General features: G+C 52.3%; 6 protein-coding genes. All 6 read right to left on the reverse strand.

The window, feature by feature from the left end:
* Positions 1-28: 28 nt before the first annotated feature.
* The gene (locus HB364_RS33225; RefSeq protein ID WP_246228584.1) at positions 29-3016 is read right to left on the reverse strand and encodes a glycoside hydrolase family 88/105 protein; all 2988 of its coding nucleotides are present in this window, start codon (positions 3014-3016) and stop codon (positions 29-31) included.
* A gap of 247 nt (positions 3017-3263) precedes the next feature.
* Entirely contained in the window at positions 3264-4409 is a 1146-nt protein-coding gene (locus tag HB364_RS22075) for a glycoside hydrolase family 76 protein (protein ID WP_167290509.1), read from the reverse strand.
* A gap of 114 nt (positions 4410-4523) precedes the next feature.
* Positions 4524-5651: a SusE domain-containing protein gene (locus tag HB364_RS22080; protein ID WP_167290510.1), complete on the reverse strand. Its 1128-nt coding sequence runs from the start codon at positions 5649-5651 to the stop codon at positions 4524-4526.
* Between the two features lie 79 nt (positions 5652-5730).
* A complete protein-coding gene (locus HB364_RS22085; RefSeq protein WP_167290511.1) occupies positions 5731-7533 on the reverse strand; it encodes a RagB/SusD family nutrient uptake outer membrane protein in 1803 nt (600 codons plus the stop codon).
* A gap of 17 nt (positions 7534-7550) precedes the next feature.
* Positions 7551-10883, reverse strand: a complete 3333-nt coding sequence (locus tag HB364_RS22090; RefSeq protein ID WP_167290512.1) for a SusC/RagA family TonB-linked outer membrane protein — start codon at positions 10881-10883, stop codon at positions 7551-7553.
* Between the two features lie 232 nt (positions 10884-11115).
* The gene (locus tag HB364_RS22095; RefSeq protein WP_167290513.1) at positions 11116-12126 is read right to left on the reverse strand and encodes a FecR family protein; all 1011 of its coding nucleotides are present in this window, start codon (positions 12124-12126) and stop codon (positions 11116-11118) included.
* Positions 12127-12215 lie beyond the last annotated feature (89 nt).

A 12215-nucleotide genomic window follows, 5' to 3' on the forward strand; every position in this document is an offset into this window, starting at 1 on the left:
GGACACGAACCAGGGCGGGTAGGACCACTCACTTCTCCAACAGCGCATAGACGCACCACAATACCGGGGCCTGGCCGTGCATGTCGCCGGTGATGCGGCGGCGGTCAAGGTAGTATTGGCGGTCGTTCTTTTTGTTGGTGCCCTCGCATACTTCCCGTACATCGCCCTGCTCATCGATGCAGGATACCAGCGCCAGCCATCCCTTGCGGGCTACGGGCTCGTATTCCTTTTTATCGAGCCAGCCCTTTTTTACTCCCGTAATGAGGGCATAGGTAAACATGCCTGTACAGGAACTCTCGGCCCAGGAACCGGGATCATCTACCAACTGACCCCACATCCCATCTGCCCGCTGGTACTGTTTGAGCGTAGTCATCATGGTACGGTAAGCCTGCAGGATGCGCGGGTAATGCGGATTGTCTTTAGGCAGTGAACGCAAGAGCTCCGTCATACCGGCGGCCATCCAGCCATTACCCCGTCCCCAAAAGAAAGGTACATCCTTCGCATGAAAGAAGAGCCCATTGGATTGCTGGATGCTATCGAGGTACAGTGCCATTTCCTGCGCGGCCCGGTCAATGTATTTCCGGTCGCCGGTAATACGGAAGGCCTGCGCCTGTATGGCCGTGATCATGTACATATCATCAATCCACAACCGCGTTTGCCAGGTATACCCTTTATCCAGTAGGGCACGGTATTCAGGCTTCTCGTTGGCCGGCATGTTCCATTGCTCATCGGCAAACCATTTGCCCATACTCCCGTAGATGGTATTGCCCGTTTGCCGGTATAGTTCCAATGGCAAGGTACCAAATACGGTATGATCTACATGATCGGGTTTCGGCTGCAACCTGTTCTTTTCATACAACAAGGGCAGGAAGCGGTCTTCCAGCTTTGCTGTTAATGCCTTGTCCTTTGTAAGGCCCGCCACGCGCAGCGCGCCATACCAGGTACAAACTTCCGAATAGGTGATAGCACCCGGCGGCCCCGGCATGCCGAAGTTGGTATGCGGCGTAACAAGATACCGATCGGTGATCCGCTTACCTACTTCCTGGGGCGCAGCACCTTTGGGCCAGCTCTTTAATCCGCCCCGCTCCTGTGAGACGGTCAACTCCGTGTGTACCGTTATGGGTGTACGGACAATTCTTTTGCCGCTGGTAAAATCAAGGACCAGTTCCTCCTTGTTGCGGCTGATGGTGAGCTGAGGCGCTGTAAAGGGAACACGGGAATATTGGTTTTCAAAGCGGGGATATTTATCCAGCGGGATGTGCGCTCCTTTGACGGTAAAGGGAGCCGACCAGCCAAATTGCACAGCGCCCAGCGAAGGAGAGGCATAGCTGACGGCCAATGAATCGCCTTGTACGGTAGCGGCACTGATGGCATTGATGAAGGCTGTAAAACTTTTCCACTGGCTTTGTGCTCCCATTTCACAGATCCAGGCATTATCAGGCGATGTAGTTCTTAACTCAACGGGTTGCCCTTCTTTGTTGTGCTCCCATTGCACCGGATGCTGGGAATATAAAGCGAGGTAGCCGTTGTTCTTCCGGGCAAAGACCCAATGGCCTTTTTCCACTACTTCATCAAAGGCGTGCTTCGGGAAGTAAGCATGCGAGAAAGGCAGGGCCGCATTGGGAGCAATATGATAGATACTGATGAGTACATTGTTGTATTGCGCGGCCCTGGGCAGGGTGGCATTGCCGGCCCAACAGTTGGGCGCTATGCCTTCGGGATCGCGCGAGCCGGGATGGTTGGTAAAGACGATGGCTTCTGCCCCCATGGTGGCCTGCCAGATGTGCTGCTGGTAACCCGCACTGCCCGGCCGGTAATCCTGTGTACAACTCAACATATAATCGGGCGTGCGCAGGGTTTCAATATTGGCTTCGGACAAGGCAAAGCGGTCGAGCCGGGGGTTGATGACCTTGCCATATTGCTGCACCTGCTTCTCATATTGCTGTAGGTAGTGCTGGTAGTTTTTATAGGGCCAGGTATTGTATTTCTCCGACAACTGTTTAGACATGTTAATGACCAGTGGATGGATAAATTCCTGCATGCCCCAGAAGAGGTGTGTATCCAGTTCATCGTCGTATTTGAGTCCGTAGCCGGCGGCTTCTTCCACGTTGATGCTTTGGCGTTGCCGCGTGCGGATGGTTTGGGTGTAATCCGTAGCGATGGACTGAATGAGCTCCGGACAACGGTAGGCACTGGTAGCGAGTGACACGGCGCCGAGCGATACCGGTGAATGGAAAACACCTACGCCAAAGAGCAACTTCATAGCGGAAGCCGTGGATTCCTGCGTGCCATGGCGGATGGGGATGGAATACGCGCGGCCATGCGTGGAACCAAATGTGCCCTGGTAGTTGTTGAGGCTCATATCATACATCAACACATCGAGCAATAAACCGGCGCGGGCGCGAATGGCGGCGTCTTCGGCAAAGTCGTATAGGTTGGCCAGGATCATGATGTCTACATCATAATAGGCATTGGACAGCCATTCACTGAAACCAAAGCGGCTGCGGAAATTAAGCCAGCGGTCCAATCGTTCTTTAGCATGTGCCGTATGTTGCCTGCCATCCATGCCATTGGTGAAAAGCTGGGTGGCCAGTAATTGTCCGGCCAGCAGTTCATTGCTGTGGTAGAGTCCCTGGTGGTTCTCGGTATGGTAACAACGGTATTGAATGTCTTGCCGCGGATCATCCCACCAGTATTTGAAATCGAGCAGGCATTTTTCGATGTCTTTTACCAGCGCCGGAGAAAGCTGCGGCTGACGCCGGTGCAGGTATAGTAACCGGGCGAGCCCGCCAATGGTGAAATCATTGCAGTCTTTCCCGGTATACACAAAGGCAATGCCTTCGCGGATGATGGATTCGTTGACCGGCAGTCCCAGCTCCAGCCGGGCGATCTGGCTGAATACGCCATCGCGTCCGCCGGTGTGGTCGTTGGCGGCGCAGTATTGGAGATAGGCGGTGCGGCGCTTGGACGCAGCGTCTTCTTGCTGTTGCGGGGCGACTGGTGGAGTTTGGGCCAAAGGCCCAGGAATAGAGTTGCGAGACTGCAAGTCTCGCAGAGCGGCGTCCTTTGCCGCAGTGTCCGTCGCCTCCGCTGAAGCTTCCCGCTGATGCGGGACAAGGTCGGCGAGAGACACTGCGGGGAATATCAATAAAAATAATAATTGTTTCATTGGGTATTTTCTTTTGCCGCAGCGTCCCTTTCAGGAGACGCTGCGGGGAATAGAATTCTGGATTCTGTATCCTGTATTCTATATTCTGTTTTCCCTACTTCCACACGCCCAGCCTTTTCAGTTCATCGATGGCTTCGAGGAGCATGAGGCCGCTGAGCTGGACGGAGCAGTCCAGTTTGGCGGTGGTGGGTTGGGCGCTCCAGTTGGGGTGAAAGATGAATTCTGGTAAACGGGTGGCCTTGCCCAGCAGGCTTTCGCCGTTGGTTTTCAGGTATTGCAGGTATTGCGATTTGGTGTAGTCATCGAGGTTACCCAGCAGGATGAGCTGCGTGAAGTAACGGATGAAGATACCTTTGAACAATCCGCCATCACCGGTATTCTCTCCTTTCAATACACCATTGGGCGAGAATTTCACCTGGTCGTTCATGACATAGTTGGCAGTGCGGATGGCATCTTTGCGTAGTTGCTCCTCGCCGGTAATGGTATAGAGTTCCAGCGCCCCACCCAGCCAGGTGCCCTGGTTGTAGGTGAGCACCATGCCTTCATTGAAGTTGCCATAACCATCCCATACAACGCCGCGGGCCGCTTCTACGAGGTTGGCCCTTTGCCAGGTATAGATCTTTTTGGCCCAGTTGAGGTCGTCCTGGTTATTGTTCAGTTTGTAGAGCCGCACTGCCAGTATGATGGCAGGGCCATTGGAGCAGGCATTTTTGGAAGCCGGTGAATTTTTCTCCCACATGATGCCGCCGCCATTGACGGTGGTCCAGCCACCTTTGATGGTGGTCCACAGGGATTCGGCGAGCGTTTTGTATTTACTATCATTGGTAGCGGCATAGGCCCGTAAGCAGGCCAGCGCCATCCATTCCATATCGTCATAGAAGTTGTTGGTCCACTTGTTGCCATTCTTTTTGTACATGCCTTCGAGGAGCGCATCCATCTTAGCCGTATAAGTGGCCTCTTTGGTACGGTTGTACCCATCTACCAATACATCCAGCGCATGGGCATTCCACCAGTAGTTGAAGCCGGTATGGCCATCATTGTTCTGGTTGTAATATTTTTCATTGACCGACCAGAACTGGGTGTTGAGGGATTGCTGGGCACTATCGGCAGATTTTGCGTAGTCGAACACCACTGGCTTTATTTCTGGCGGGGTGTTGGGTTTATCGGGATAGCGGTCTTTTTTTTCACAAGCCGTTGTTAATACAATGCCTGCTAATAGAAGTTTATATGGTAAATGCATATTGTTTTTTTAAAAGCTAGTGGTGAATGGCGAGTGGGCCTTAGTACGCAGCTCGCTGATTAAGCAGGTGCATCGAAGCAGATGCCCACTCGCCACTAGCTACTTACCACTTGCCTATTTATAAATTATCTGATGTGTATAATTATCACCCGTAAATTTCACGAGGATATCTGCCTTCGCTGCTTCTTTTTCAAACTTCCAGGTATAGTCCCACTGGGTAGCGTCGTTGGATTTGAAGTAGAAGTAGCTGGCGGCCGTGGAGCTGTTGGGTTTGCTGTTGTCTTTGGTAGCGCTGGCCTGGAATACGTTGGTGGTATTACCAGTCATGTCCTTTTCCACCACCCTGAATTTATAGCGCTCATCCTTACCCCAGCTTTCCTGTTTGAATACGATGGGTATGTCGGCCGCCTTCCAAATACCGCCGCCATCATAGGTCAGTACATTGGTGATCTTGTTGTGTGCCGCAAACCACAAGCCTACTTCCTGTATTTCGGTGAGCTGGGCCGTGGCGGTATTGAAGTTGAGGTTGAGGCGGTACGTTGTTTTGGCAGCAGCCGGGCTATTGGCTCCCTCCCCTTCTTTGATGAGCGTACCATCGAGCACAAAGCTCATGGTAGCGCCGGTGGTTTTATTGACCAGGCTATAGGACCCTGCATCGAGGGAAGTGTACAATTCAAATACGCCTTCGGATAGTTTTTTCAAGCGGATAGCTTTGGAGAGATCGGTACCGCCTTCGGTAGCGCTGCCGGTGAGGAAGAGCTCTGCCGGGTTCTCTGCAAAGCCGATGGGCCGCTGCAGTTCCAGCACTTTCGCGTCTTTGGCCGTATCGCTGGCCACTCCATTGGATGCTACGACGGTCCATTTCACTTTTCCTTTCTCCAGGGGTTTGATGCCTGCTTTGTTGGCCACCCGGTTCAGGTCGCGGTGGGATAAGCGCAAGGTGCTTTTGGCGCCGAGCGCATCGGGCGTAAATGCAAAGACCGGTGTGGAGAAATTGCCGTCTTCTTTATCGAATAAGACTTTGTAATAAACGGGGGTTTGGTTGCCTGTTTTAGCAGACGTCCATTCAAACGTGACGATGGCATTGCTGAGCGGGTCCAGCATGAGCGAAGTATGGCTGGCCGGCGCGGCCATCGTAATGGTGGTGATGGTGGTGTTTACTTCGGTGGTCCAGTAGTCTTTGGAGCAACCCGAAGCCAGGGTGGAGAAAACGAGAACTATATATAATATTCTTTTAAGCATGTTAATCATTTTTATGAATGTTTAGCTTGAGGCAAGTGGTAAGTGGCGAGTGGCTCCATTCACCACTAGCCTTTCTTCCCTACCAACCCGGGTTGCCTACTAAATTCTGGTCCTTGTTGAGCTCATCCTGTATGATGTTCCAGAGGTACATTTTGGGTTGGAAGATGCGTGTTTCAAAGACCATCCGTTTAGTGAAGTCGGTGGTATTGGTGGCATTGACATCCATGCCATAGAAAGGGCCACCATCTGTTTGCGTGGCGATCTTCCAGCGGCGGGTATCGAAGTACCGGAATTGTTCGAAGGCCAGCTCTACCCTTCTCTCCTTGTGGATAGCGGTGCGCCATTCGTCCTGACCAGCCGGTTCGGGTATTTGTCCGGCATCGGCGCCATAGAGCGGAATGCCGGCCCTTTCGCGGATACCGTTAATGTAGGTTTTGATATCCGGATGACCGGGGCTGTATTCATTCAAGGCTTCTGCATAGTTGAGGTAGATCTCGGCCAGGCGGAAGATGACCACCGTGCGGGCAGCGATCTTGATCTGATCGCCGGTGAGGCAATAGGAATTGGGGTTGATGAGCTTCCTGACGATGTAACCGGTACGGCTCCAGTTGCGCCCGGTATACTGGCCACTGTTACCGCCTTTATACATTTGCACGGTGATGGGTCCTGAGCCGGTGCCACCGGTGCTGTTGATGTAGTTGTTGATCCACTTACTCAGGTTGAAGGTGATGGCCACATAGAAGCGGGGCTCACGGCCTACGTACATGTTGGAAGCGCCGGCTGCATAGTAGCTGGTGGCGGTATTGGTGAAGCCGGTTTCGGTATAACCGGATAATGGATCCTCAATAGGCCTTCCATTGGCCATGAAGTAAGCATCCACTGCCTGCTGGGTAGGACCATGCGAGGACCAGCCGCCGATGCTATAGGGTGTGCCATATTTGTCGATGTTATAGAGTGCATCGCCATCTACTTTGGCCATGATGATCTCCGGATTCCAGTCTTTCAGGAATACGTTCTTGAGTGATTCATAAGGCTTGATCTTCCCCGTGCCATCCAATTCTTTGTAGAGGGTGTAATCGGGCATATCAATGACCGCTTTGGCTGCATCGGCTGCTCTTTTCCATTTGTTCACATCATAGGCCTGACTGATGAGCTGCGTGCCATCGGGATTTTTAAAACCGGCATAATCAGTATTGCCATTGAAGAGCGGACTGGCGGCATAGAGCAGCATCCTGGCTTTCATGGCAAGGGCCATGCCTTTTTTGATGCGGCCATATTCCTGGGAGCTTCCCTGGGTAAGGGGCAGGTTGGGAATGGCATCGTCTATTTCCTTTTCTATGAAATCGACGCAGGCATCGTAGGGACTGCGTGCAAAGTTGAAGTCTTTGATCGGTGCATCGGGCGGAACGGGCGCATCGGACAGGATAATGAACGGACCATACTGCGCCAGTATCCGCGAATAGAAATAGGCGCGTAGCGCTTTAGCTTCTGCTTTGTACTGCGTTTTGAGTTCGTCGCTGATCTCGGGGCATTCGTGTACCCGCTGCATAAAGTAGGAAGCCCTGCGGATGCCCTGGTAATAGTGTTTCCAGAAGTTAAAGCTGCCGCGGTTCCTGTCCCAGCTTCCGAGGTTCATGGAATAGGTATCGTCGTCGGTATAGGTAATGTCCAGCTCATCGGACAGTCCTTTCCAGGGATCATTTTCCCAGCGGATATAGGCGTATACGCCGGCGAGGTATTGCTCGGTAGACGCTTTTTTCTCGAATACATCATCAATGGTCTGCTTATCATCGGGCACCTGGTCCAGGAACTTTTTACAGGAGCTTACTCCGCCAATGATGAGCAGCAGCAATATAGTATAGCTAAATATTTTCATTCGCATAAGAATCTTTTTAACAGTTAGAAAGTGACATTGACGCCTACACTAAATGTTTTGATGTTGGGATAGCGGGAGCCGGAACCACCGCCCAGCTCAGGGTCCCACATTTTAAAGGGACTGATGGTAAAGAGGTTGTACCCGATGAAGTACACGCGCATGTTCTGCACGCCCAGCCGGCTGAGCGATCCCTTTTTCAAAGTATAACCCAGATCCAGCGTCTTTAACCGTAAGAACCGGCCATCCATTACCCAATGGCTGCTGGTGGCATAGTTCTGGTTGATATCGGTGCCATAAGACAGGCGGGGATAGAAGGCATTCTGGTTGGGATTCTCCGGCGTCCAACGGTCGTGGATATTGGAATACAAGCCGCCGGAAGTCAATCCGTTCCGGAAAGGCATGAAGTCGCTGTTGAAATAAAAATCCACCATACCGGTGCCCTGGAAGAAAGCGCCGAGCGACCATTGTTTCCAGGCGATGGTAGAGCCAAAGCCATAGATGATCTGCGGCAACTGGTCGTGCCCGATCTTCATTTTGTCATCGGGACCGATCACGCCATCCCCGTCCAGGTCTTTGAATTTGATATCGCCGGCCTGCACTACCCCTGTTGTGCGCGCCACTTTGGGATCGTCTATTTCTTCCTGTGTATAGTATCCTTCGGCTACATAGCCCATGCGGTGGAATACGGGCAGTCCTCTTGTTTCGAGCCAGGGATAAGGCTTGGACGGACTATCGTCTTCGATCACCTTATTTTGGTTAAAGGTGAAGGTGCCGCGTACAAAGATGCTGAAATCGCCCAGGCGTTTGTTGTAATCGGCAGTCATGTCAATGCCCTTGCTGTTCACGATACCGAGGTTACCGACGATCGGGTTCCTGATGCCGAGGAAATCGGGCACCACGCCGCGGGGGCGGAATATGTTTTCCCTTCTGCGGTTGAAGAGGTCTACCTGCAGGGACAGGGCATTGTTGAGCGTTTTTAATTCGAGGCCGAGGTTGAGGTCTTTCTCCGTTTCCCAGGTCACATCCACCGGGTATTTGTCGATATCAATCCCGCCGATGGAATTGCCTCTGTCCTGACCATACGCATAGCCGGTAGTTCCTATGACGGTACCTACATAACCAAAGCGCTGGTTGTTCACGTTAATATTACCATTACCGACCAGGCCGTAGGAAGCGCGCAGTTTAACGAGCTGGAATACTTCGGTCAGGTTGCCATAGAAGTTTTCGTTGGACAACACCCATCCCACAGCAAAGGAGGGGAAGAACCCATATCGTTTGTCGGGGTTGAATGCTTCAGAGCCGTTATAGCCGAAAGTAGCTTCGGCCAGGTAGCGATCGTCATACGAATACGTAAAGCGGCCTACGGAGCCCATGCTGCGGAAAGGAATGGAATTGAGCAGGTCGCCGGCGGTAGCGCTTACCCGGTCGCTTTGGTTGTATAATAACATGCCGCCTACCCGGTGACGTCCGAAGGTATTGGCATAGTTGAGGGCGCCTTCAAAGTAGAACTGGCGGCTGCCGCCATTGCTGCGGGAGAAAGACAGGTAATCCTGTCCCTGGCCGGATACCTCATATACGAGGTTACCATTTGCATCCCGGCTGCGGGCATAGAAGGTACTGGGTGTTTTGGTACGGCTGAGCGTATTGGAGTTGATGGCATCAAAGGCATAGAGTATGCGGGCCGAGAGACCTTTGGTGATAAAGCCCAGGTCCTGCTTCACCTGTATATCGGACATGGTTTGGTTCTCATAGGTGGTAGCATACCCGCGGTTGACCAGCATGCCATAAGGGCTGTTCAAGCCACCGCCGGTAGAAGTGAATGGCTCCTTGCCGTCGGGGTACATGGTAGGATATAAGATGGGATAGGTTTTGATGGCCATGTAAAAGATGTCGCTGGTATTGGAGCCCGGGTAGTTGCCATTGGAGATCCAGCCCTTGATGCCGAGGTCGAGCGTCGTGGTTTTGGTGGCTTTGAGCGTAAGGGCGGAGCTGAAGTTGAAGCGCGTGAATTTAATGGTAGAATTGTATTGCTGCAGGCCGTCTACTTTGAACAAACCTGTTTCATCGTAGTAACCGGCCGATACATAGAAGTTGGATTTTTCATTGCCACCCCGGATGGTGAGGTTGGCTTTGCGGTTCTTACCAAAGTCGTTGAATATTTCTTTGAACCAGTTTACGTTGGGATAGAGATAAGGATCTTCCTGCGTATAGGTTTTGCGGATCTGTTCTTCTGCATATTTGGGATCGCTGCCCCTGGTCATCAGTGCTTCATTGGCCAACTGCATGTAGGTAACGCCATCGGCTGTTTCGGGCAGGCGGGTGAATTTGGTAAAGCCCTGGTAGAGGTCGAGGCCGATCTCTGTGCGGCCGGCCTTGCCTCTTTTGGTGGTGATGAGTATAACGCCATTGGCGCCCCGCACTCCATATACGGAGGTGGAAGAAGCATCTTTTAAGATGGTGAAGCTTTCAATATCGTTGGGGTCGAGGTTACTGAACTGACGCTCTACCCCATCTACCAACACGAGTGGCGCATTGTTGCCCGAAGTGGCCACCCCACGTATGAAGAGTTCGGCGCCATCGCGACCCGGCTCTCCAGAGCGTTGTACGCCTACCAGTCCGGCAATACGGCCCGCCAGCACGGTACTGATATTGGCCACCGGTTGCTTCAGGTCTTTTACATCAAGGTTGGACTGCGCGCCGAGCGTTTCTATTTTACGTTGCCGCTGGCCGTAAGCTACCACCACCACATCGGTGAGGTCATTGGCGAGCGATTGCATGGTGACTGTTACCTGTGCTTTTTTATTCACTGGTATTTCTGTACTCTGGTAACCGATAAAGCTGAGTTGCAGGGTAACCGAATCATTCGCTACCAGGAGGGTAAACTCGCCCAGGCGGTTGGTCATGGTACCATTGGAAGTGCCTTTCTCGGTAACGGACACTCCATCGAGCGGGTCGCCTTTTTCGCTCAGCACTTTTCCCCGCACCACGGCCGAGCGCGGCGGCAGGTTTTTCGGTGTAGCTGCTGCAATTACAGACTCCACTTCCTGCTTCCTGATGATGATGTTTACATCCTGCTGGTAAAAGGTGAGCGACTGGTTTTGAAAGATGGTTTTGAGCACCTGCGCTACCGTTACCTGCCGGGCTTCATAGTTTACCTGGAGGGTATTGTCGAGATCGGCATCGCGGTAGGTGAAATGGAAGTCGGTTTTGGTCTCCAGTTGACGAAGCACCTGTTTGATCCCTACCCCTCTGAATTGTACATCCACCTTTACCTGGTCCATGCTTTGACCACTGCCGCTGCCGGCCATGAGCACCAGGCCTGCTACCAGGGGAATGGATAATAGAAAGATCCTCATAAGCAACCGTTTAATGACAAGTAGATGGTCCGTTGCTGCGGGTATGCTAAAAACGGCACCACTACCTGTGCATTTAGCTATTAAATGCATAGATTTACATCGTTTTATTTAATTCCACAATGAGTTTAATGAAACAGCAACCGTTGGCGGCGGCATCCGCTGACGGTTTTTTTATTACAAGAGATGACAGGCGCTAAGGCGCATTACATGGATTCATATAGCAATCGTTTTATTACTTCTTGTTAATGATGTAAATCCCGTTCTCTTTGGACAGTTTTGTATCGGTGGCCTTGCAGATGATGTCCAGCGCTTCTTCCACGCCGATATCCCGGCGGAAGGAAGTGGTGAAGATCTCGGCTCCCAGCGTGCTATCGGCCAATTCAATGCTGACATTGTAATTCCGCTCCAGGTCGTCCAGGATATCCTGCACGGGCCGGCTGGTATAGCTCAGTCGCCCGGTGGTCCAGGCAGCTACCATGCTTTCCTTCGTATTTCCAACAACAGCCTCCTGCACCGCCGTAGGTACTTTCACTTCCTGCCCTACCGTGAGGGTGGCCATTACTTTATCATTTTTGCTTACTTCCACTTTGCCCCGCTTGACCGACACCACCACATCCGGCTGACCGGGATAGGCTTTGATGTTGAAAGCAGTGCCCAATACTTTGGTGATGACGTTGCCGGTATGAATGAGGAAAGGATGATCTTCCGCATGTTTTACGTCAAAGAAGGCTTCGCCGGAGAGGTATACTTCCCGCTTCTCCCCGCTGAACGATTCCGGGAAATCGAGCGTGCTGGCCACATTGAGCCATACCTGTGTACTATCGGGCAAGAGCAGGTATTTCATCTCTCCCCGCTGGGTGATCTTGTGTACCGCATTGGCCGGCACCTGGGCTACTGAAGGCAGCGCTTGCTGGTTACGGAAGAACCACCAGCCCCCGGCCGACAATACCAGCATCGCTGCGGCAGCTATCGCCAACCTGCGGTACCGGTGACGCATGGGACGTATGATGCCTGGTTCTGCGGCGACCTCTTCGTTGGTACCTGTTTGCAACAGGCCCTGGTTGTCTACATAGGTAACTGACTTTAAGGAGCGCGCCGTAGACTGGTATACCTGCGCCAACATGTGGCGCACGGTTTCCTCGTGCTGGTTTTCCTGCAGGAGGTCCATGAGTTCCTGGTATTCCTGCTGCGTGCAGGTACCTGCAATGAATTTATTGAATAGTATTTCGATCCTGGCTGGCATTGTTTAGTTGACGTACGCGGGGAAAGAAAGTACTAGTGAGGGGGAAAGTTTTTTTGCCTGGTTCGTGAGGACACGAACCAAGGCGGGAG

Origin of the sequence: Paraflavitalea devenefica, assembly GCF_011759375.1 — a bacterium.
GTDB classification, from domain to species: domain Bacteria; phylum Bacteroidota; class Bacteroidia; order Chitinophagales; family Chitinophagaceae; genus Paraflavitalea; species Paraflavitalea devenefica.

Excerpts from the sequence above, each read along its gene's own strand:
- HB364_RS22085 (WP_167290511.1), bottom strand. The coding sequence starts at position 7,533 with ATGCGAATGAAAATATTTAGCTATACTATATTGCTGCTGCTCATCATT.
- HB364_RS22095 (WP_167290513.1), bottom strand. The coding sequence starts at position 12,126 with ATGCCAGCCAGGATCGAAATACTATTCAATAAATTCATTGCAGGTACC.
- HB364_RS22075 (WP_167290509.1), bottom strand. The coding sequence starts at position 4,409 with ATGCATTTACCATATAAACTTCTATTAGCAGGCATTGTATTAACAACG.
- HB364_RS22080 (WP_167290510.1), bottom strand. The coding sequence starts at position 5,651 with ATGCTTAAAAGAATATTATATATAGTTCTCGTTTTCTCCACCCTGGCT.
- HB364_RS22090 (WP_167290512.1), bottom strand. The coding sequence starts at position 10,883 with ATGAGGATCTTTCTATTATCCATTCCCCTGGTAGCAGGCCTGGTGCTC.